Annotated in this window: 21 protein-coding genes; 7 read left to right on the top strand and 14 right to left on the bottom strand. The window is 65.9% G+C overall.

Features of this window, described 5'->3' with window-relative positions; translation table 11 throughout:
* Positions 1–15: 15 nt before the first annotated feature.
* From ACZ50Z_RS11795 to ACZ50Z_RS11780, 4 genes are read right to left on the bottom strand one after another with little or no spacing between them, the layout of a single operon-like run.
* Complete coding sequence (locus ACZ50Z_RS11795) at positions 16–429, bottom strand: Zn-ribbon domain-containing OB-fold protein (RefSeq protein WP_464483715.1); 414 nt, start codon at positions 427–429, stop codon at positions 16–18.
* Positions 429–980, bottom strand: coding sequence for an FAS1-like dehydratase domain-containing protein (locus ACZ50Z_RS11790; RefSeq protein ID WP_464483714.1), 552 nt, complete (start codon positions 978–980; stop codon positions 429–431). Before ACZ50Z_RS11790 ends, ACZ50Z_RS11795 begins: the two co-directional genes overlap by 1 nt.
* On the bottom strand, positions 977–2,176 hold the full coding sequence (locus ACZ50Z_RS11785; RefSeq protein WP_464483713.1) for an acyl-CoA dehydrogenase family protein: 1,200 nt from the start codon (positions 2,174–2,176) through the stop codon (positions 977–979). The genes ACZ50Z_RS11790 and ACZ50Z_RS11785 overlap by 4 nt, the downstream gene beginning before the upstream one ends.
* On the bottom strand, positions 2,176–3,348 hold the full coding sequence (locus ACZ50Z_RS11780; protein WP_464486199.1) for a cytochrome P450: 1,173 nt from the start codon (positions 3,346–3,348) through the stop codon (positions 2,176–2,178). The genes ACZ50Z_RS11785 and ACZ50Z_RS11780 overlap by 1 nt, the downstream gene beginning before the upstream one ends.
* Before the next feature lie 231 nt (positions 3,349–3,579).
* Here ACZ50Z_RS11780 and ACZ50Z_RS11775 point away from each other — a divergent pair, with 231 nt between their 5' ends.
* Together ACZ50Z_RS11775 and ACZ50Z_RS11770 are read left to right on the top strand one after the other, a co-directional pair.
* Complete coding sequence (locus ACZ50Z_RS11775; RefSeq protein ID WP_464483712.1) at positions 3,580–5,040, top strand: aldehyde dehydrogenase family protein; 1,461 nt, start codon at positions 3,580–3,582, stop codon at positions 5,038–5,040.
* Positions 5,037–7,406 carry a CaiB/BaiF CoA transferase family protein gene (locus ACZ50Z_RS11770; protein ID WP_464483711.1) on the top strand — a complete coding sequence of 790 codons (2,370 nt, stop codon included), beginning with the start codon at positions 5,037–5,039 and terminating at the stop codon, positions 7,404–7,406. The genes ACZ50Z_RS11775 and ACZ50Z_RS11770 overlap by 4 nt, the downstream gene beginning before the upstream one ends.
* A 101-nt stretch (positions 7,407–7,507) precedes the next feature.
* Here the strand turns inward: ACZ50Z_RS11770 and ACZ50Z_RS11765 are convergent, their stop codons facing one another.
* The 3 genes from ACZ50Z_RS11765 to ACZ50Z_RS11755 all read right to left on the bottom strand — a co-directional run bounded on the left by ACZ50Z_RS11765 (position 7,508) and on the right by ACZ50Z_RS11755 (position 9,904).
* On the bottom strand, positions 7,508–7,984 hold the full coding sequence (locus tag ACZ50Z_RS11765; RefSeq protein ID WP_464483710.1) for a MaoC family dehydratase: 477 nt from the start codon (positions 7,982–7,984) through the stop codon (positions 7,508–7,510).
* Positions 7,981–9,174, bottom strand: coding sequence for an amidohydrolase family protein (locus ACZ50Z_RS11760; RefSeq protein WP_464483709.1), 1,194 nt, complete (start codon positions 9,172–9,174; stop codon positions 7,981–7,983). The genes ACZ50Z_RS11765 and ACZ50Z_RS11760 overlap by 4 nt, the downstream gene beginning before the upstream one ends.
* Positions 9,175–9,274: 100 nt before the next feature.
* A complete protein-coding gene (locus tag ACZ50Z_RS11755) occupies positions 9,275–9,904 on the bottom strand; it encodes an isochorismatase family protein (protein WP_464486198.1) in 630 nt (209 codons plus the stop codon).
* A 50-nt stretch (positions 9,905–9,954) separates the two neighbouring features.
* Here ACZ50Z_RS11755 and ACZ50Z_RS11750 point away from each other — a divergent pair, with 50 nt between their 5' ends.
* Positions 9,955–10,389, top strand: a complete 435-nt coding sequence (locus ACZ50Z_RS11750) for a nuclear transport factor 2 family protein (RefSeq protein WP_464483708.1) — start codon at positions 9,955–9,957, stop codon at positions 10,387–10,389.
* Positions 10,390–10,396: 7 nt separating this feature from the next.
* Here the strand turns inward: ACZ50Z_RS11750 and ACZ50Z_RS11745 are convergent, their stop codons facing one another.
* Both ACZ50Z_RS11745 and ACZ50Z_RS11740 read right to left on the bottom strand, forming a co-directional pair.
* Complete coding sequence (locus tag ACZ50Z_RS11745; RefSeq protein WP_464483707.1) at positions 10,397–11,299, bottom strand: TIGR03619 family F420-dependent LLM class oxidoreductase; 903 nt, start codon at positions 11,297–11,299, stop codon at positions 10,397–10,399.
* Entirely contained in the window at positions 11,296–12,411 is a 1,116-nt protein-coding gene (locus ACZ50Z_RS11740) for an acyl-CoA dehydrogenase family protein (RefSeq protein WP_464483706.1), read from the bottom strand. The genes ACZ50Z_RS11745 and ACZ50Z_RS11740 overlap by 4 nt, the downstream gene beginning before the upstream one ends.
* A gap of 321 nt (positions 12,412–12,732) precedes the next feature.
* On the opposite strand from ACZ50Z_RS11740, the gene ACZ50Z_RS11735 reads away from it, so the two are divergent.
* Genes ACZ50Z_RS11735 through ACZ50Z_RS11720 form a run of 4 tightly spaced genes read left to right on the top strand, consistent with a single transcriptional unit; the run spans position 12,733 to position 17,663 of the window.
* On the top strand, positions 12,733–13,929 hold the full coding sequence (locus ACZ50Z_RS11735) for an amidohydrolase family protein (protein ID WP_464483705.1): 1,197 nt from the start codon (positions 12,733–12,735) through the stop codon (positions 13,927–13,929).
* Positions 13,930–13,936: 7 nt separating this feature from the next.
* Positions 13,937–14,902 (top strand): acyl-CoA dehydrogenase family protein, encoded by a 966-nt coding sequence (locus tag ACZ50Z_RS11730; protein ID WP_464483704.1) that lies wholly within the window; start codon positions 13,937–13,939, stop codon positions 14,900–14,902.
* Positions 14,903–14,904: 2 nt separating this feature from the next.
* Positions 14,905–16,110 carry an acyl-CoA dehydrogenase family protein gene (locus tag ACZ50Z_RS11725; protein ID WP_464486197.1) on the top strand — a complete coding sequence of 402 codons (1,206 nt, stop codon included), beginning with the start codon at positions 14,905–14,907 and terminating at the stop codon, positions 16,108–16,110.
* Complete coding sequence (locus ACZ50Z_RS11720) at positions 16,107–17,663, top strand: class I adenylate-forming enzyme family protein (protein ID WP_464483703.1); 1,557 nt, start codon at positions 16,107–16,109, stop codon at positions 17,661–17,663. The genes ACZ50Z_RS11725 and ACZ50Z_RS11720 overlap by 4 nt, the downstream gene beginning before the upstream one ends.
* Before the next feature lie 4 nt (positions 17,664–17,667).
* On the opposite strand, the gene ACZ50Z_RS11715 is transcribed toward ACZ50Z_RS11720, so the two are convergent.
* The 5 genes from ACZ50Z_RS11715 to ACZ50Z_RS11695 all read right to left on the bottom strand — a co-directional run bounded on the left by ACZ50Z_RS11715 (position 17,668) and on the right by ACZ50Z_RS11695 (position 21,402).
* The gene (locus tag ACZ50Z_RS11715) at positions 17,668–18,852 is read right to left on the bottom strand and encodes an amidohydrolase family protein (RefSeq protein WP_464486196.1); all 1,185 of its coding nucleotides are present in this window, start codon (positions 18,850–18,852) and stop codon (positions 17,668–17,670) included.
* Positions 18,853–18,917: 65 nt separating this feature from the next.
* Positions 18,918–19,676 carry an SDR family NAD(P)-dependent oxidoreductase gene (locus ACZ50Z_RS11710; protein WP_464483702.1) on the bottom strand — a complete coding sequence of 253 codons (759 nt, stop codon included), beginning with the start codon at positions 19,674–19,676 and terminating at the stop codon, positions 18,918–18,920.
* Positions 19,673–20,311, bottom strand: coding sequence for an SDR family oxidoreductase (locus ACZ50Z_RS11705; protein WP_464483701.1), 639 nt, complete (start codon positions 20,309–20,311; stop codon positions 19,673–19,675). The genes ACZ50Z_RS11710 and ACZ50Z_RS11705 overlap by 4 nt, the downstream gene beginning before the upstream one ends.
* Positions 20,280–20,684: a hypothetical protein gene (locus ACZ50Z_RS11700; protein WP_464486195.1), complete on the bottom strand. Its 405-nt coding sequence runs from the start codon at positions 20,682–20,684 to the stop codon at positions 20,280–20,282. The genes ACZ50Z_RS11705 and ACZ50Z_RS11700 overlap by 32 nt, the downstream gene beginning before the upstream one ends.
* Before the next feature lie 31 nt (positions 20,685–20,715).
* Entirely contained in the window at positions 20,716–21,402 is a 687-nt protein-coding gene (locus ACZ50Z_RS11695) for a hypothetical protein (protein ID WP_464483700.1), read from the bottom strand.
* Positions 21,403–21,520 lie beyond the last annotated feature (118 nt).

Raw genomic sequence — 21,520 nt, 5'->3', positions numbered from 1 at the left:
CCTGGTGCCTCGTGTTCAGCGCGCGGGCCGGAACTGGTGCAGCACCAGCTCGTCCCCGCTCGGGATGGCTTCGAACTTCTCGTAAAAGACCTCGACGGGCAGGCCGACCTCGATCGCCGCGGGCTCGATGCCGCACAGGTTCGACACGATGCGCACGCCTTCGTCGAGTTCGACCAGTGCGACCACATAGGGGTACTGGAGGAAGGGGAGCGGCGGGTACTGCGGCATCACAAAGCTGTAAACCGTTCCGCGCCCGGTCGATTCGACCGAATCCCAGTTGAGCGACTGGCAATTGCCGCACATCGGTCGGGGTGGCACCCGCAGCGTTTTGCAGTCGGTGCATCGCTGGATCAGCAGCTTGTGGTCCTTAAGGCCCGACCAGAAGAATTCGGTGTCCGGGCTGATCGACGGGGCGAGTCTGGTGGCCATCAGCTTCCCGTCTTGAATCGCAGCGTGCGGAACCATTGGCGGCCGATGACGTCACCGTTCTGATCGCGGTAGGTGGTCACCCACGTGACGAAGAATCCTTTGCCCATCGCCGTCGTCTTCTCGTCGGAGATCGAGTCGAAAGCCGTCTCACCGGTGATCTCGTCACCGACGCGGGGATAGCGTTCGATCTCGAACTCCGAGTTCGTCGCGATGATGCCCGTGTAGCCCGCGTCGGAGAGGAATTGCAGCGGGTTGGTCTTGATTTCGATCGGCACGCCGCCGCGTTCATGGATGCCGGCGAGCTTGGGCGGAGGCATCGTCCAGCTCTGCAGCATCACCGGCGGGGAAACCAGGCCACCGTAGCGGGAGTTCTCCGCGAACTCGGCATCGAGGTAGGCGGGATTCATGTCATCCAACGCGTACGCCCAGTGCCGGATCATCGTGGCATTCACCGGATCAGGCGCGCGGGCGGGTCTGCCGACTCCGTCGGTGGGCGTCCCGATGAGCGCGTCGAGACGTTCCCGCAGGTCGTCTTTGGCTAGCTCTGTCACGTGGATTTCCCCTTTCCGGAGGGCCGCACGTCCCGGGGCGCGCGCGGCATCCCGAGACCGGCCATAGCGATGATGTCGCGTTGAAGCTCGTTGGCTCCGCCGCCGAATGTGTTGATGACCGCCAGGCGGTATGCGCTTTCCAGCTCGCCCTTGAGCGGCGCCGCCGAATCCTTGCGCACGCCGGACTGTCCCACGACTTCAAGTAGTTCGCGCGCGACCTGCTGGGTGAGCTCGGTGCCGAATACCTTTGCCGCGGAGGCCTCGCCCATCCCGAGGGCACCCGAGCTCATCGTCGCGTTCACGCGCAGGTTCAGCAGCCGGTAGGCGGCGACCTGCGCTTCCACTCGGGCCAGGGCCTGCTGCACCCAGGGCTGGTCGATGACCGTGCCGTCGTCGAGCGGTGTCGTCGACGCCCATTTCAGCGTCTTGGCGAAGAGCGGCTCGAGGGCGCCGAGATTGCCGAGGGCGGCGCGCTCCAGGTTGAGTTGGTTCGTCACGAGCGTCCAACCCTGGTTTTCGCCGAGCACGATGGCGCTCTCGGGTACCCGGACGTCATCGTAGAACGTGTAGTACGTGGAGACCCCCGGCATCGTGTGCAGCGGCTTCCAGGAGAAGCCGGGCGAATCGGTCGGCACGATGAACAGGGTGATTCCCTTGTGCTTCTTGACAGTTGGATCGGTGCGCGCCGCCAACCAGATGTAGTCGGCAAACTCCGCGCCGCTGGTGAACATCTTCGAACCGTTGATGACGAACTCGTCGCCGTCGCGCACTGCGGTGGTACGCAGCGACGCGAGGTCGCTGCCCGCGCCCGGCTCCGAGTAGCCGATCGCGAAATCTACGGTGCCTTTGAGGATTGCGGGGAGGAACGTGGCCTTCTGCTCCTCGGTGCCGTACTGAATGAGGGTGGGGCCCACCGTGTTCAGGGTGACGAACGGCAACGGTGCGTTGACCCTGCGCGCTTCCTCGGAAAAGATGTACTGTTCCAACGCGGTCAGCCCGCCGCCGCCGTATTCGACCGGCCAGGCGACCCCGAGCAGTCCGGCGTCGCCGAGAGCGCGCCTGCACTCGGTCATCGCGGCGCCGCCCTCGGTCAGGTTGGCGACGGCGGCGCGGCGCTCCGGGGTCATGACCGCCTCGAGGCGGGTCCGATAGTCCTTGCGGAGCTGCTCCTGTTCGGGTGTGTAGTCGAAGTCCATCAGGTGTCCGTTCCCAGCCGCACCGGCATGCGTTTCACACCTGGCACCATCGTGGCGCGAAGTCGTGACACGTCACCGGTGAGCTCGATCGTCGGATATGTGCCGAGCAACACCTCGAACATCACCCTGGCCTCCAGGCGGGCCAGTTGCGCACCCAGGCACGCGTGCTCACCGGCCCCGAACGCGATGTGCGGGTTGGGATTACGGGTGATGTCGAACTCTTCGCACGTGGGGCCGAAGATTTCCTCGTCGCGGTTGGCCGCGCCGTAGAGCATGACCACGGTGTCGCCGGCCCTGATCTGCTGGCCGCGGATCTCGACGTCCTCGGTAGCGCGGCGGGCCATGTGGGTGACCGGACTGGTGTATCGCAGCATCTCCTCGACCGCGCACGGCAGCAGTGACGGGTCCGATCGCAGGAGCGCGAACTGGTCGGGGTGGTCGATCAGCGCCAACGTGCCCAATGCGATGAGGTTGCGGGTGGTTTCGTTTCCGGCGACCAACAGCAGGAAGGAGAAGTTGAGCAGGTCCGCGTCGGACAGTCGCTCGCCGTCGACCTCGGCCGCGGCCAGGATGCTGAGCAGATCGTCCTGCCCGCTGACCTCGCCGGAGCGTCGCGCGGCGATGAGCTTGGTGAAGTATTCGTACAGCTCACCGAGTGCGACGATCGAGTCCAGTTCGATGTCCGGGTCGGCGGTGCCGACCGCCGCGTCCGACCATGCGCGGAACTGCTCCCAGTCTTCGGGTGGGGCGCCCAGCATTTCCGCGATCATCCGGGTGGGAAGTGGCGCGGCGATCTCCTCCGCGAACTCGTACTCCCGCGACGGGTCGACACTGTCGACGATGCCTTTGACGATCTGGCGCACTTTGGGCTCGAGCAACTGCACCTGGCGGCGGCTGAAGCCGGAGTTGATGAGCTTGCGAAGCTGGCGGTGACGAGGGGGATCGGTGAAGATCAGGTTGCCCTCCTGAACGGGTTCAGGCTGCGTGGGATCCGGGATCGTGATGCCCTTCGTCGACGAGAAGGACAGCGGGTGGCCCGAGACGTAGCGGACGTCCTCGTACTTCAACAGCGCCCAGAAGTTCGTGACGTCGTTCCACACGACGGGCGTCGTGTTGCGGAGTTCCCGGTAAATCGGGTAGGGGTCGCCGGCGTAAAAGTCCGGTGAGTGCAAGGGAACAGTAGTAGTGGGCACAGCATGCCTTCCTCGACACTGAGGTTTGTCAGACACATAGATCAAGAATGTCCGTTCTCAAGGTGTCTACAGCAAGGCCGGATCATCTGTCAATCGAGGTATATGTGGCCCGAAAATAGTGTGAATTAGCCGTTGACGGCGTTGCGGCCTGCCGTGTACACACAGGTTGAGTATGTAAGTTCTCTGGGTGGCAGTCAGGAAGGCAGGCAGATGACCGGGTCGCGTTCCCTTCTCGGCACCTATGGGCACTACATCGACGGCCAATGGGTCGATCCCGACAGTGGGCGCTACGACGTCATCAACCCCGCCACCGAGGCGGTGATCGAAACGGCGCCCGATGCGAGCGTGGCCCAGGTCCAGCAGGCGATCGCGGCGGCCAGGGCGGCGTTCGACACGGGCCCGTGGCCCGCGGCCGAACCCGCGGAACGGGCCCGATGCCTGCGACAGCTCAGCGATGCGCTGCTGGCGAAGGGGGAGGAGGTCTACGCCCTCGCGCAGGCCGAATGGGGTTGCTCGGCGAACGAGCGGCTGATCCACGTCGATGGCCCGGCGTTCATGGTCGGTCACGCCGCTGAGCTCGCCACGGAGCCCGCCGAGGCGCCCATGGACGCGTGGGGCGCGGCGGGCACCACGCTGTTGCGCTACGAACCGCTCGGTGTGGTGGCGGCCATGACGCCGTGGAACTTTCCGCACACGCTCAACGTCATGAAGCTGGGTGCGGCGCTCGCCGCGGGAAATACGCTCGTACTCAAGCCTTCACCGCTCACACCGCTGGCGGGACTCGCCCTCGCTCGCATCATCGATGAGGACACCGACATTCCGGCCGGCGTGGTCAACGTGGTCACGCCCACCGGCGTCGAGGCCAGCAGAAGCCTGACCCTGGACCCCAGGGTCGACATGGTCAGCTTCACCGGCAGCTCCGCCGTCGGCCGCGATGTGATGGCGGGCGCGGCGACCACGATGAAGCGCGTCTTGCTCGAATGCGGAGGCAAGTCGGCGACCGTACTGCTACCCGACGCCGATGTCAGCGACGATCTGCTGGCGCGGCTGTTGTTCGAGGGATGCACGATGCACGCCGGCCAAGCCTGCATTCTCAACAGCAGGCTGCTGCTGCCCGATGTGCTCCACGACGAGGTGGTCGATCGGCTTATCGAGTTGTCCCGCGCGGTCGTCATCGGAGATCCCGTCGATCCGGCGGTCACCATGGGCCCGTTGATCAGCCGCGAGCACCTCGAGCGCGTCGAGGGATTCGTCAAACGCGCCGAAGCCGATGGGGCAACCGTGGTGGCCGGCGGGGCCCGTCCCAAGGATCTGAGCAGCGGTTTCTATTTCGAGCCAACGATAGTCACTTCCTCCTCCGCGGATGCGTACATCGCGCAGGAGGAGGTGTTCGGTCCCGTGCTGACCGTGCTGCGCTACCGCGACGACGACGATGCGGTGGCCATCGCCAACAATTCGTCCTACGGGCTCGGTGGCGCGGTGTGGGGGAGCGACCTCGATCGCGCGGTGGCGATCGCGCGCCGGATCAGGACAGGACAGGTTTCGATCAACGGCACGATTCCCGGAGACGCGCCCTTCGGCGGCTTCAAGCAGAGCGGAATCGGTCGGGAGGGCGGCGTGATGGGGCTGCGGGCCTACATGGAGCCCAAGGCCATCGGGATACCCGCGTGAACCGGCCGCTGACGGGCTTGCGTGTCGTCGAGTTGGCCTCCGAGATCGCGGGCCCCTACTGCACGAAGCTCCTCGTGGATCTCGGCGCCGACGTATGCAAGATCGAGCCGCCCTCGGGCGACCCGCTGCGCAGCTGGGGTCCGCGAAGTGGGCTGTTCGAGTACCTGAACGCCGGAAAGCGCGGTGCCACAATCGACCTCGCCCGTGAACGCAACGTCGTGGCGGTCCACAACATGCTCGCCCAGGCGGATGTGCTCGTCGAGGACCTGCCGCCGGGCGCACCCCAGCGCCTGGACTGGGGCTTGGACGCTGGCACCCTCGAGCAGGTCAACCCGAATCTCGTCGTGGTGCGCCTCTCCAGCTTCGGTCAGCAGGGGCCGCTGCGCGACCGGGCGACGACCCCGCTGACGCTGCAGGCGGCGGCGGGTTGGATCAACGTGCGTGAGCCCAGCCGGGCGCCGGTACAGGCCGGCGCCCGGATCCCGGAGTACATCGCCGGCGGTTACGCGGCGCTGGGTGCGCTGACCGCACTGCGCATCGCGGCCGCTGGAACGAACCGGCCGGTCGAGGTGGACGTGTCGATGTTCGAGTCGCTGCTGTCGACGCTGCCCTATCCGATGCTGATGGCCGCGCGCCTGAAAGCCCTTGGCCTGCCGACAAATTCCAAGGCCGCGCCGATGTTGGGTATCGTGCACGCCGCCGATGGATGGATCGGAATCAATTGCCTGACCGGCCAGCATTGGCTGGACGTGTGCGCAATGGTCGGGTTGCCCGAGTTCGGCGACCACCAGCTCGCGATCATGCTCGGCGGTCCCGAGCGCGACGAGTTCTTCGCCAAGGCCCAGCCCTTCCTTGACTCGATGCCCGTCGCTGACCTCGTCGAATTGAGTCAGGCCATGCGCATACCCGCGGCGCCGATCACCGAGGGTGACACGGTCCTGGACTGTCCGCAGTACGCCGAGCGAGGATTTTTCGTCGAGTCCGCCAGTGAGGCGGGGAGATTCACCCGACCGGGAGCGCCGTTCCGGCTCTCGAAGACCCCGGTCCCGGCGCCCTCGCCCGCGCCCGCGATCGGAACGGACGTGAAGCCCGCGTGGAGCGAGCGCGGCGCACCGCGCTCGACGGGCGAGGCCCCCGACGTCTCACTGCCCTTCGCAGGGTTGAAGGTGTTCGACTTGACCACCTTCTGGGCGGGCGCGTATCTGACGTGCTACCTCGGTGCGTTCGGGGCCGACGTGATCAAGGTCGAGTCCATTCAGCGCCCCGACGGGCATCGCTACTCGGGCTCGCTGCTGCGTGAGGGCGACGACTGGTATGAGCGCGGCCCGCTGTGGCAGGGAACCAATCTCAACAAGCGCGACATCACCCTCGACCTCACCTCCGCCGCCGGCCGGGAGCTGGCGCGGCGGCTGGCCGCCGAAGCCGACGTGGTGGTAGAGAACTTCTCGCCGCGCGTGGTCGAGCAATTCGGGCTGGACTACCACTCCCTCGCGCGCCTCAACCCCGGCGTAATCATGGTGCGGATGCCCGGATTCGGGCTGGAGGGGCCGTGGCGCGACTACGTGGGCTGGGCGCTGAATATCGAACAGGTGTCGGGTATGTCGGCCGCCACCGGTTATGCGGACGGCCCGCCGTGCAATCTGCAGGGGCCCGCCGACCCGATCGCCGGCGTGCACGCATGCGTCGCCCTGCTGGCAGCGCTCGAGCACCGGCGAACCACCGGCGAGGGGCAGCTGATCGAGGCCGCGCAGATCGAGGTCGGCGCGGCGGTGACCGCCGAACCGGTCATCGAATACTCGTTGACGGGAGCGGTGCGGCCGCGCGAGGGAAACCGCCACCGCGAATACGCGCAGGGCGTCTACGCGACCGGCAACGTCGACGACTGGGTCGCGCTCTCGGTGCGTGACGACGCCGACTGGCGCGCGCTGCTCGACGCCATGGAACGACGCGACCTGTGCGACGACCCGAGGTTTGGCACCGCACAAGCGCGCCGGGAAAACCATGACGAATTCGACGAGGTAGTGACGGCTTGGACACGCGGGCAATCCGCGGACGAGATCGTGGCGGCGCTCGACCGCCGTGGCGTGCCCGCCGAGCGACTACTGACGGCCGATCGGATGTATGACGTCGAGCAGCTCGACGCGCGGGGCTTTTATCAGGATCTGGACCATGCGATCACGGGCCGGCATCGGTTTCCGGGCTGGCCGTTCCGCATCACGCCGGGACCCGTGCGCCATCACCGGTCGGCGTCACCGACGCTGGGGCAGCACAACGCCGAAGTGCTTGCGGCCCTCGGCCTGTCCGCCCAGGAGATTGCCGCGCTGCGTGAACAACGCGTCATCGGAGAACGCGTGCTCAACGCGTAGGCGCACATGGGTTGCCGAGCGCGGGCCGTACGGCCGAAAAATGCGAGATCTGTGTACTTAGCCCCCATACTCGGCGTGTCCACCAAAGCGCGCGCGTCAGATCAGGCGTCGACCATCGCGGCGATCGTGTCGACGACGCAGGCCGGGCGGTCGCTGCCCTCGACTTCGACGGTGACGCGCACCGTGGCCCGGCCTCCGTTCTCGTTGCGCTCGACCTTCACCAGTTCGGCCCCTGCCCTGATGCGGGAATCGACCGGTACCGGCGCGGGGAACCGTAGCTTGTCCGAGCCGTAGTTCACCTGCATCGCCAGCCCGGTCACCCGGTAAATCTGTTGCACCAGAATGGGTACCAGCGACAAGGTCAGATAGCCATGCGCGATGGTCTTGCCGTAGGGCCCAGTGGCCGCCTTCTCCGGGTCGACGTGAATCCATTGGTGGTCACCGGTCGCCTCGGCGAACAGGTCGATCGCTTTCTGGGTGACCCGGTGCCAGTCGCTGAAGCCGAGGTGCTCGCCGACGTGAGCCTCGAAGTCGGCGATTCCGTCGTACACCTTCGCAGAGGTGGGCGCCTGCGTCATGCCGGGACCTTGAGCCCCAGCTGCTCAATCGCGTTGCCGCCCATGAGCTTCGCCTTGACCGACTCCGTGATGCCGTCCAGCCGGTCGACAAAACTCAGCGGGTCGCCGATGCCCTCGGGGTGCGGGAAATCTGAGCCGAACATCACGTGGTCCTCACCCATGATCTCGATGATTCCCTTGATGTCGTCCTCGAGGAACGGGTGGATGTAGATGTTGCGCTTGAACACCTCGACGGGGTGTTCGTCGAATTCCTTGGGCATTATCTTGTACGCGGTGTTGAGCTGTTCGAGCAGGTTTCGCACCCACCCGCTGCCGTTCTCGACGCAGAAGATCTTCAGATCGGGGAAGCGTGACAGCGCGCCGTGGCAAATCATCGCGGCCAGGGTGTCCTCGATGGCGCGATGGCCCATCACGACCTCGCGCAGCGCGCTCGGTTTGAAGGACAGGTACTCGTCGCCGCCCTCCCATTCCATGAGGTGCTTTTGGTAGCCGCTGTCCGAGGCGTGCATGGTGACCGGCATGCCGGCGTCCACGACCTCTTCCCAGAACGGGTCGAACTCGGGCAGGCCCATGGAGCGCGAACCGCCGAAGCGGCTGGGCACGGGTGCGGGTCGCACCAGGAACGTCTTCATGCCGCGCTCAAGGCCCCAATGGAATTCCTTGATGGCTTCGTCCACCAGGGGCAGGCAGATGACGGGGGTCGCGTAGATCCGGTCGTGGTAGTTGAACGTCCAGTGCTCGTGCATCCACTCGTTGAGCGCGTGAATGATCGCGTGGGTGAGGATGACGTCGTCGGTCGTGCGTTCCTCGATGAGGCTGGCCAGCGTCGGGTACATCACGCATTGGTCGATGCCGAGATCGTTCATCAGCTCCAGCCGGGGAGCGGGGGCCTGATATGCGGGAATGACATCCATTGCCTCGCCGATGAATTCGCGAAAGTTGAGCCCTTCGGGATTGTTGCCTAGGAAATAGTCCTCGGCGCTGCCCGGCCTGGCGACGCGCGCGAACGTCGGGTTGGGGATCATGTGGCTGATGTGGTCCTTGACGACGAGCTTGGGCCGGCCATTGACCTCGACGTAACCGACCTTCCCGCGGTGCTCCTTCGGCAGGTACTTCGTGAGCGCGTCCGTCGTCTCGTACATGTGGTTGTCGATGTCGAAAACCGGGTACGGCAAGGAACGGGAAGACATTGAACTTTCCTCCTGAGCAGCGAATATGATCATTTACGCTATTTGAGAACGACGTTATCACCATCGTCGCGCGACATCCAGATCGGGGTAGACCTCGCGCTCAGCCCAATCCATCCCACGCGTCGACCACCGCATCCGACGAGGTCACCGTGGCGAGCAGGGACAGGGTGTTGTCGATGATCGAATCGGCGTACTCCCGAGGGAAGCCACTCACCGCATCCCGCGGCAACACGAACTGGTAGCTACGGTTGACGGCGTCCATCACGAAGTTCGTGATCGCGACATTGACCGAAACCCCTACTCCCACAATTGTCCTGATACCGAGGTTGCGCAGCACGGAGTCGAGGTCGGTGCCGCACATCGGCCCGACACCGTGGGTGCGGGTGAGGACGAGGTCGGTATCATTCGGGCCGAACTCGGGCAGCACCGAGGCGCCCGCGCTGCCTGGCGCGAGGTCGGCGTCAAAGGACTTACCCGCCGCGAACAGCCGGGCATTCGTGTTGGAGCCGCGACCGTCGGCGCGCCGTTGGACCAGACAATGCACCACCGTGACACCGGCCGCCCTGGCGGCGGCGAGCAGCTTGGCGATGTTGGGAATGGCTTCGCGGCGGGCCTCCTCGGCGAGCAATGGGAGGCCGGCCTGCGGACCTATCACGCCGCCCTGGCACTCCTGGGTGACGAGCGCGGTGGTCGCGGGATCGAGCAGTTCTTTCAGGCTGGGTTGCGGCATGAGAATAGACGTTATCGTGTGGCGGAACGCATTTTCCACGAGGAGGGTCGATGGAGTTTTGGGAGCTCGAGGTGCGGGAGGCGGTGCGGCAGACGATGGCCGATTACACGGCAGCCACCGATCGATTCGATCTTCGTGCGCTGGCGGCATGCTTTTGCGACGACGGCGTGCTGGAATTCACCGGTGGCGACAAGCCGCTGACGGGACCCGCGCAGATCGCGGCCGGCCTCGGCGCGGCGATGACGCGACCAACGCGGCCGCGGCAGGCGCCGACGCAGGTCCGACACCACGTCTCGAGCATCAGGTTCGCCTCGGTGCGCCGCGACCGCGTCGAGGCCAGCAGTTATTTCGCGGTCCACACCGACATCGGGCTCGACCACTGGGGCCGTTACCGCGACGTGCTCGTCCCCGCGGGCGACCGGTGGCTGTTTGCCCATCGCCGGATCGGCGTGGATGCTTTCGCGTCCAACAGCCTGATGGGGTGAGGGCACGTCACCCCGTGATGAATTCCTTGCCGAACGCGCGCGAACGCTCGACGAATTCGGCCCTGTCCGCACCCGGCGGGGCGATGGTGAGCCAGGTGACCCCGGCCGCAGCGAGCCTTTCGATGGTCGCGTGACGCTCGTCGTTTGATCGACTGTCATCCAACAGGTTTCCCGCGGAGAAGCAGATATCCAGTGGTGCGGTGCGGCCGATTTCGGCCGCGTACTGCTTGGCCCAGTCGATAGCGAGCTGGAACTCGTCGATCGTCGAAATCTCCGCGGTGCGCGACGCCGCCGCGTAGCCGAACGTATTGAACGGTGCCCACCCCTGAGCGCGCGCTACCGCCCGGCGAACGGCAGGCTTGCTGTTGCCCCCGACCCACACCGGCGGGGGACTCGCCGGCAGCGGCCGCAGCCGAACCCCGCGCGCGGCGAAGGAGGTTCCTTCGTAGGCGATGTCCGCACCGGTGAGCACCTTGTCCAGCACGTCGAGAGCCTCGTCGAGCAGGGCGCCGCGGTTGTCGAAATCGATTCCGAGGGCTTTGAATTCGGGCTTGAGATAACCCGCGGCCGTCCCGAGGATGAGCCGCCCCTTCGACAGCGCCGCCAGGCTTTGGATCGATTTGGCACCGAGAAACGGGTTGCGGTACGCGGCGATGTAGACGTTGGTCAGCAGCTTGACCTCGGTCGTCGCGGCGGCGGCGAACGACAACGCGACGAACGGGTCAAGCGCGTGGTGGCCGCCGTGGTCGAGCCATTTCGCGTCTGGCGCGGGGTGGTCGGTGACGTGGACCGCCGCGAATCCGCTCGCCTCGGCCACCCCCGCGATGTCGGCGATGGCTTCGGCGGTTACGAACTCATCGACCGCCTCGACACGCTGGGTGGGCAGTTCGAGGGAGAAGGAGACCGTCACGAGGATCCTTTCGCTGCGGAGACGAGCGTCGCCAGGCGTTCGGCGTGGTAGTCGGGGTCGCCGAAGATCAACTGGGTGACCTTGGCGCGTCGGACGAACAAGTGGGCGTCGTGTTCCCAGGTGAAGCCGATGCCGCCATGGATGCGCATGTTGTCGAGCGCAACCTGCAGGAAAGCCTCCGAACACACCATTTTCGCGACGGACGCGGCGGTCGGGAGGTCGTCGGTGTCCGCCACGTCGGCCGCATGTGTTTGCGCAGACCGCGCGCCCTCCACCTGAACCAACATGTCTGCGCACCGATGCTTGACGGCTTGGAAGCTGCCGATGGGCCGGCCGAACTGAATTCGATTTCTCGCGTAGTCCACGGCCATGTCGAGGCACCGTTGCGCCGCGCCGACCTGCTCGGCGGCCAGCGCGATGAGGGCGAGGTCAAAGGTGCGCGCGAGGGGGTTCGCGGCGCCACCGTCGGTTCCGATCAGGTCTGCTTGCACGCTGTCGAATCGCACGCGGGCTATTTTGCGGGTGCGGTCGAGGCCGGCCAGGGGCGTGCGTTGAAGCCCGCCCGACCCGGCACCTACGGCGAACAGCGAGATGCCCGCATCGGTGACGGCCGGCGCCAGGATGACGTCCGCGGTGTGACCGTCGATCACCAGCGGTGCCTCACCGCGGAGCCGATAGCCGGTGCCGTCGCGGTCGGCCCGCAACGCCACGGCGGAGGGGTCCCAGGCAGCGAGCCGGCTGTTGAGGATCAGCGTCGCGGTGGTGGAGCCGCCGATGAACGCGGGGACGAACCGTTCCACCGCCTCATCGTCACCGCTGGCGAGGAGGGCCTGTGTCGCCAGGGCCACGGTGGCGAAAAACGGGGAGCACAGCAGCGCGCGTCCCATTTCCTCGAAGACCACTGCCAATTCGGCCATGCCGGCGCCGGCACCACCCCATCGCTCGGGGACGGCGATGCCGTGCAGGCCCAATTCGCCGGCCATCTGGCGCCACGACACCTTGTCGTACCCGGACTCCGTCGCCATCAGCGTGCGAACGGTTTCACTGGGCGACGTCACGGTCAGGTAGTCGCGCACGACGCTGCGAAGGTCGTCGACCTCAGTTGTCGGCACGCGCGTTTCCTGATGTCGCAGCGCTCAGACTTTCATGCCGGTCGGGTGCGGGCCTGGCGTTCGCCGGCGCGGAGGGTGCCCCTGTGCGGTAGGCAAACGTATTGCCCGGCATGGCAATCCGTAGACTCATCGGCGCCCATCCGATCAGCTTGTCGGTCAGGGGTTTTGATGAGGTCATGTCTTCCTTTGCGCGATCGCGCCCGACGAGGCGCCGCTCATTTCGGCCGCCCGGCAAATCCACCCGAGATAGCCATTGCCGGATCAGGATAGTATGTTTTGTGAAAATAGAGAATAATCATTCTCGCCTGAAGGAGCGAAGCGGTGACGACGAGACTCGACTACGGCATCTTTGACTGCGACACCCACTGCTACGAGACGCGGGACGCATTCACCCGTTATCTGCCGGAGGAGTTTCGGGACCGGGCGATCACCACGGTGCGTGGGGCTGACGGCGTAGAGGTGATCCTTGCGGGGCGTCGGGTCGCCACCTTCAACAGCGAAGGGGGGCTGGGGCTCGACGTCGCCTATCGGCCGGGATCGCTCAAGGAGATGCTCAAGCAGATGGGATCGGGCAACCCCGAGGAGTCCTACGAGCCGCAACCCATGCAACCGGAGTTCATCGAGCGCGCCGCACGCCTTGCAGTCATGGCGGACCAGAACATCGAGCGTATGGTCATCTATCCCAGCGGTATGGCCCTGGCCGCCGAACACTACGTCGATGACACGGCGGCACTGTATGCGAATCTGCGCTCTTTCAACCGATGGTTTGATGAGGAGTGGGGATTCAACTACGAGGACAAGATCTTCGCCACGGCGCTGCTGTCGTTGCGCGACTTGGATTCTGCGATCGCCGAGGCAGAGGCGATCATCGCGCAGGGCGCAAAGTTCGTGCTGCTGCCAACCGGGCCGGCCTACGGTCGATCACCCGGCGACCCGTACTTCGACCCCATTTACGCGCGCTTGCAGGAGGCCGGCTGCATCCTGGTCTTCCACATCATGCCGTTCTGGTACTTCAATGCGATCTCGCCCGCCTGGGGACAGAACTCCGACCCCGCGTCTTGGCACATGTCGGCGTGGCAGTGGATGAACGTGTATGGCCAGCGGCCCATCGAGGAGACGTTGTCCGCGCTCATCTTCGACAACCTCTTCGGTCGGTTTCCGGGGCTGAACGTCCTGGTCGCCGAGCACGGGGCGGAATGGGTGCCGTTCTTTGTCAAACATATGGACAAGAGCCGTGGCATGGGTCGCAACGGTCCGTGGATCGGTGGCAAGCTGACCGAGCGGCCGTCGGCGATCTTCCGCCGCCACGTCCGTGTCGTGCCGTACCCCGAGGACGACATCCCGGCGATCGTTGCGGGTTTGGGATACGACGACTGTCTGGTGATGGGCTCGGACTATCCGCACGCCGAGGGCCTGGCTGTGCCGGCCGAGTTCGCCAAGCTGCTCGACCCGCTCGACGACGCCGCCAAGCGGCGGATCATGCGCGACAACGCCGACCAGTTGCTCTCCAGGAGTTAGCAGCGCAATGGCAGAACAGGACTCAGCCGACGTCGACCTCGACCTGCTGAGGGCATCGGCACGGGAGTTCCTGGCCGACCGCGGCGAGAAGGAATCCCTCAAGGACCTCGCGGCAATGGACTGGACCGGTCTGCTCGTCACCGAGGACATGGGTGGCGCCGGCTGGCGTCCGGTCGAAACATGCGTGGTCGCGGAGGAACTCGGGCGAGCGAAAGACAGATCGACGTGGTTGGGAACCACGGTGGCCGCCGCGGCCCTCGCCTCGGCGCCCGACGACGCGAGGCAACAGTTGTTGCCCGGTCTGCTCGATGGCACGATGTCGGCTGGCGTCGCCGTCGTCGACTCGGCACGCATAATTCGCGGCGACGAGATCGACATCGTCCTTATTCTGGGGCGCAACGGAATTCACCTAGTGCGCGACCTGGAGCCCGCGCGGTTGGTGCCGGACGATGATCTGCTCGACGTCACCAGAACGGTATGGCGTATCGACCTCACGGACGCGCCCAGCGCCCTGATCGGGCCGCCCGAGCGGGCGACGGAGCTCATGGCCGTGGCTCGGCTGCTCGTTTCCGCCGACTCCGTGGGTGCGGTCTCGATGACCCTGGAGCGGCTGACGGCATACCTGCGGGAGCGCGTGGCGTTCGGGGTCCCGATCGCGAGCTTCCAAGCGATTCAGCACCGCCTTGTCGAGCTACTGGTCTTCGAGGTCAAAGCCCGCGCCGTCGTCATGAAAGCGGCGCGTGCCATTGCCGCGGCCGACCACCGGGCGGGCGCGCTGACGGCGGCAGCGCACGCCTTCGTAGCGGCGAAAGCCGCAGCCGCCGTGGACGAATGCATGCAGCTGTCCGGCGGCATCGGATTCACCTGGGAGTATCCACTGCACCACGAACTGCGCCGCGTCTTCACCAACGGCCAGCTGATGGGCACGGCGCGGTCGAGCCGGGCGTTGCTGGCGGAGGTGTCCGGTTGGTGAGCGTGTTCGGGAACCGGCCCCCTCGACCCTCAGAGGCGCAGCTGACCGAATTCAGGAATCGCGTCAGAGCACACATCGCCGAGCACGCCCCGGTGATCGAAGCGCGCGAAGGCCATCGAGCGCCCGAGACCGCCGAACAGGAAGCACTGCTGCGCGCCTGGTTCGCCGGGCTATTCGAGGCAGGGTTCGTCGGCGCGGACTGGCCGGTCGAATACGGCGGTCGCGGCGACTATCACCCGCTGCACGACCGCGTCGTGAGTGAGGAGATTCTGCGCGCCCGCGCACCACGGCCGGTGGATCAGGTGAACCTGGCCGCACACGTCTTGTTGCACTTCGGTTCCGAGGAGCAGAAGCGAATGCTGCTGCCACCGATCCGGCGCAGCGACCATGTCTGGTGCCAGCTGCTCAGCGAGCCTGACGCCGGCAGCGACATCGCCGCAGTGCGCAGCCGCGGTGCGCGGCAAGGGGATGGAAGCTGGCTGATCGACGGGCAGAAAACCTGGATCACCGACGGCCACTGGGCCGACATGGGCCTTGCGCTGATCCGCACCGACCCGGCCTCGTCACGCCACCACGGCCTGTCGGTGTTCACCGTGCCCCTTGCGGCGGACGGCGTCGAGATTCGCCCGATCCGCACCATCGGGGACGCGATCGAGGTCAATGAGGTCTTCCTCACCGGAGTCAGGCTGGGTGCCGACAGCTTGATCGGCGAGGTGGGCCAGGGCTGGTCGATCATCATGGCGGGCCTGGACTTTGAACGATTCGGCATCGGCGGGAACGTCATCCTGCTCGAACTGCTGATCGACGATCTGGTCGCGGTGGCGAGACACGCACAGGTCGACGGCGTGGTGGCGTTGGGGTGCGGTGACGTCCGCCAGGAGGTCGCCGAGCTGGCCGTGGAGGTCGAAGTGGCCAAAGCGTTCATCGACGATCACGTGGAGCGGCTGACATCGGGCGACGAACAACCGGGTGACGGCTCGATAGCCAAGTTGAGCTTTGCGGAGACGTATCACCGCGTGGCGGCCTACGGGGCGGAGTTGGCAGCTTCTGCGACGGTCGCCGGGGTCGAGGACCCGGAAGTGCAGAACGCCAAACAGCGGTTGCGGGAATGCTGGTTGTGGTCGCGCGCCTACACGATATCGGGCGGCAGCTCGGAGATGATGCGCAACATTCTTGCCAAGCGCCGACTGCACTTGCCGAGCCGGTGACCACACATCGCCCCGCGCAGACGTACTGGTCTCTGGTCGAGACCGCGGCGGGAGCGCACCCTGACCGGGTGGTGCTCGCGGACGACTACGGGCGCAGCCTGTCCTGTGCCCAGCTGCGGGACTCCGCACTGAGGTGCGCGGCGGCGCTGGCGCAGCGGGGGATCGGTGCGGGCACGGTGGTGTCGTGGCAACTGCCGACCACGCTGGAGACGATGGTCGTCATGACGGCCTTGGCCCGCCTCGGCGCCGTCCAGAATCCGGTGCTGCCGATCTGGCGCGAAAGCGAACTGCGTTACGTGACAGCGCAACTCGCGACCGACGTCATCATCGTACCGGGGCTGTGGCGCAGTTTTGACCACACCGCGCTCGCGCATCGGCTCGCGGCTGAGCGGCCCATGCGGGTCCTGGTCATCGACCACGACGAACCCATTGCCGACGGGCTTCGATTGCCCAGCGGTGATCCGGAAACGCTGCCTCCTCCTCCGAGCAGCGCGGAGGACCCGCGGTGGATCTACTATTCGTCGGGCACCACGGCGGCACCGAAAGGGGCGCGGCACTGTGACCGCTCGATCATCGCCGGCTCGGCGGGGGTCGTCGGGATCGTCGGGGCTACCAGTCGTGACGTCAACCCGATCGCGTTTCCGGTTTCGCACATCGGCGGCGCCGCCATGCTTGCCGCGGGTCTGCACACGGGCATGAAACTGGTGCTGTTCGACGGTTTCGACCCCGTCGAGACCCCGTTAGCCATCGCGGCGCACCGCCCGACTCTGTTGGGCAGCGCGACCCCCTTCTTTGTCGCTTACATGGCGGCACAGGCCAAGCATGGTGACGAGCCGCTCTACCCCGCCCTGCGCGGCTGCGTCGGCGGCGGTGCACCGATCACCGCCGAGTTGGGACGTCAACTGCGGGAGAGGTTTCCGGTCAATGGCGCGGCCAACTCCTGGGGTTTGACCGAGTTTCCAGTGGCTACCTCGCAGACGCCGAACGGGTCGCCCGATCTCCTCGACCGGACCGTGGGGCGACAGGTGCCGGGGGTGTCGGTGCGGGTGGTCGACGCCGCGCAGCGCGAGGTCGGCATCGGCGAGGAGGGGGAGCTTCGCCTCAAGGGCCCGCAATGCTTCCTCGGCTATGTCGACGCATCTCTGGATGCTGACGCGTTCGACGCCGAAGGGTGGTTCCGCACAGGGGATCTGGGCCGCATCGACGACGACGGCAACGTCGTGGTCACCGGCCGGATCAAGGATGCGATCATCCGCAATGCCGAGAACATCTCCGCGCTCGAGGTCGAGGGCGTGCTGGCGAGCCACCCGGGAGTGGCCGACGTCGCGATCATCGGCGTGCCCGATGAGCGGACCGGCGAGCGCGTTTGCGCCGTCGTGGTCGTGCGACCGGACGCGGTGGTCACGCTCTCCTCGGTGTCCGAACACTGCCACGCGCACGGACTCAGCAAGCACAAAACGCCCGAGCGGATCGAAATCGTCGATGCCCTACCGCGTAACCTCACCGGCAAGGTGCTCAAGACCGAACTACGAGCCCGGTTTGGGAGTCCGTGACCGGTCAGACGCCGATGAGTTCCTTCAAGTTGCCACCCATCACTCGTGCCGTGGTGGCCGCGGGCAGGTCTGCGAGTTCCTTGACGAAGTCCGCGGGGGCGGCCAGCCCCTCGGGATGCGGATAGTCCGATCCGAACATCACCCGATCCGCGCCGAGAATGTCGACGAGGTGCGACATGTCCTCTTCATGAAACGGGTTGACCCATACATGCTTGCGGAAGACGTCGCAGGGATGCTCGCTGAACTCGCGCGGCTTCTTGCGGTACACCCGATCAAACACGTCCATCAGTCGCTGCGCCCACGACCCGCCGTTTTCGACGACGCCGATCCGCAGGCCCGGAAACCGCTCGAACACCCCGTGCGCGATGAACGCGGCGAGTGTGTCGAAGATGTGGCGGCTCTCTTCGTAGATGAAGCCGCGGAACTTCGTCAGCTGGAAGCCCTGGAACTCCTCGCCACCCTCCCAATCGGAGAGATAGCGGTCGTAGCCGGCGTCGGAGTTGTGCATCTGGACCGAGATGCCCGACGACTCGACCAGCCGCCAGAAGTCGTCGAACTCGGGCAGCGCCGGCGAGCGCGAGCTGCCGTCTTCCCGGGGCACCGGCGCCGGCCGGATCAGCACCGTCCTGGCGCCGTTGTCCAGGCACCACTCGAGCTCCGCGACACCCTTTGCGGGATCGTTGAGCGAGATCGCCGGGACCGCGAAGATGCGGTTCTCGTAGTTGAACGTCCAGTCGTCGAGCAGCCAGCGGTTGAACGCGTGGGTGACCGCATGAGTGAGCTCGGTGTCGGACTTCGTGCGTTCCTCGAGCATGCCCGCCGTGGTCGGGAACATCACGGCGCCGTCGACGCCCTGGCGGTCCATCAGCGCCAGGCGCAGGTCGGGGCGCCGGAATTCGTCGGGACAGCGGATCGGGTCGGCGAGTTCCCGCAGCGTCTTGCCCTCCGGGTTGATCCCGCGGTAGTAGTCGGCCCACGCCCCTGGCGTGGGAATCACTTCGTAGGTGGGGTTCGGAATGCACGCGGTGACCACGCCGAGGATCTGCAGTTTTTTGCGGCCGTTGACGTCGACGAACTTCAGCGCCTCGGAGTATTGCTCCGGTAGATACCGCGTGTAGGCGTCGATGGTTTCGTACATGTGGTTGTCGGCGTCCCACACCTCGAACGCTTTGTCGTCGCTCACCAGCACCTCCAGCATGTGTGAGAATATCAATTCTCGATCATAGCGAATGGTGGTATCTGTAGCGAACGGGCTCAGAGGTTCATGAAATGGCCGCCATCGACGCCAAGCGTTTGGCCGGTGACGTATCGCGCGGCGGGGCTGACGAGGAATGCGACGGCTGAGCCGACGTCGCGTTCAGGGTCTCCGATGCGTCCCAGCGGGATTCGGCGTGCCAGCCTTTCCTCCATCGCCGGCTCGGCCTCGATCGCCGCGGTCATCGCGGGTGAATAGGCCAGCGGTGAAACGACGTTCACCGTAATGCGGTGAGGGGCCCACTCGCGCGCGAGGCTCTTGGCGAAGCCGCGTAGCGCCCCCTTCATCGTGGCGTAGAGAGGCAGTGTCGCACTGCCTTCGATGCCGGCGGGCGAGGTCATGACGAGGAATGTTCCGCCCCGCTTCTTCAAGGCGGGGAAGGCGGATGTGGCGCAGTGGTGGGCTCCGCGCAACGACGCCGAGTAGTGGTCCGCCCAGAGCGCACGATCGACATCAGCCAGTTGGTGTGGCCGGCTCGAGGCGTTGCTCGTGGCGTTGTGCACGACGGCATCGAGTCGCCCGGTGGTCGCCACGGACAATTCGATTGCCGCGGCGACCGCTTCACCGTCGGTCACATCGCATCGTGCCCATGTCGCGTCATGCCCACGCGCGGTAATTTCGTCGGCGACGGCGGACCCCGCCTCGGATCTGGCGGCGACGACGACGTGCGCCCCGGCCTCGGCGAGAGCCAGGGCGATGCCACGGCCGACGCCGGCGCCCGAACCGGTCACCAGCGTGGTGAGGCCGCGCAGGCTCATGGCAGCATCACCGAACCTCCATCGACGACGATCGTCTCGCCCAGCACGTGGCCGATGTCGGCGCGCAAGAGAAACGTCACGGCCTCGACGACCGAATGCAGAAGTGTTGAGTCGTCGTGGCACACCGCGGCGGTGAGGTGTGCCGAGGAAGCGTCCATCGCCGGGGCGAACAGGCGCAGCGGAGCCGCGACGAGGTTGACGGATATCCCTTGTGGCTGCCATTGGCGCGCCGCGGATTTCGCCATCGCCCGGATGCCTTCCAGTGCGGTGGTGTAGGCCACCAGTTGGGCGGCGCCGGCAATGCCGATCGTGGGTGTGACAACGACGATGCGTCCCGTTTCGGCTTTGAAGGCGGACCGTGCTTGCCCTAGCGCGGCGAGCGCGGACCACATCGCTCCGTCGACGATGCGATCCCAATCGTGGCCACTGAGGCCGGCCAGATCGGACGGCCGTGGGGGAGGGGCAGTGCCAACGACGACGACCGCACCGGTGATATCCGACGGCAGCTCCTCTTCTGGTTCCGCGACAATCGCGTCGAGTTCGGCTGCCAGGCCGCGCGTCAGCCAGTCAGCCGGACCGAATACGACGATGGACGGGGCCACGTCACCGGCTCGGCTGGCGCGCCACGCGTTCATCGTGAATCTTCACCAACTCCCTGAACCCGATACGTACGTACCGGGGCTTGGGTTGGATGCCCCAATCGTCGCGCGCAGTGTGTTGGCCGGCGGCTTCAGGGGGACCGCCGAAGGGCGGGCCGCCGAGCGGGTAGGGCTGTCGGCATTCGAGACTGTCGTCGGAGAAGCGCACCTTCATGAGCTCACTGCAGATCTCGGTCAGTGACAGCGTCGGCCAGCCATACCAGACCGCCATCACCGGGACGGTCAACGAGCCCTCGATCACCAGCCCGAACAGGCAGACGTACAGTCCGCGTTTGAGCCATTTGTGCATTCTGGCCCACGTAGGCGTCGTTCCCATCGCCAACGATTCAACCGAAACATCCGGCCCCACAGTGGAATTAGACACGACGGCCCTTTCGAGATTAGTCGGAGAAGATCTCTCGGTTGACGGTGTGCAGATACGGAATGGCGAGGAACGGCGTCACGTAGAAGATGTTGAACGCCCACCAGCCAAGAACCGGCAACCCGACCGCCGCGTAGCGGACGTCGGCGTACATCGTCATGTTGAGGATGTAGCCGGTCCACACGATCACTCCGAACCAGCACGTCACGATCGTCCACTGGTGCCCCCAGCGCTTCATTTGAAGCAGGCCGATGGCGGCGGCGATGCGCATGGGAAAGGCGATCAGCACGCAGACCATGACCCAGGCCTTCTCGCCGGGTGCCGCGGCTCCTCCAATCCAGAGTTCGTTGTAGTGCCAGAAGTAGCCGGCGTCGATCAAGTTGCCCCATGCGGTGAAGACCGTGCGGGTGATCAACGCGTGGTTGGCGAAAAGGTCGAGCGCCCAGCCGATGCTGTTGAGCGCGGCGTCGAGGATGATGACGTAACCGATGAGCGTGACCATCATCGGCCGCACCGACAGACCCTCGCGCTGCGCCTTTCTCAGCAGCCAGATGCCTCGGCAAAACACGGGCAGTCCGACGATGCCGAGGACGAGGGTGCCCATGAGCGCGGTACCTGCGATGCACCAGCGATCCGCGCGCCGCTGCATGTCACGGGTTTGTGCCTCGTGCTCGTCCGTGGTGAGCGAGGGGGATGGACTCATCATCGATTACCAATCCCTCGTGAAATACATCTGGAGCTGGATCGCAAACATCGCGATCAGCACTCCGTAGATGAAGATCTGAAACGCGATCAAGCCACGCTTCCGTCGTCGATCCTGATCG

The organism is Mycobacterium sp. NTMscope_MAC_269, assembly GCF_976985695.1.
Note: the sequence above shows the minus strand (reverse complement) of the source record. Positions and strands in the feature narration are given on the sequence as shown.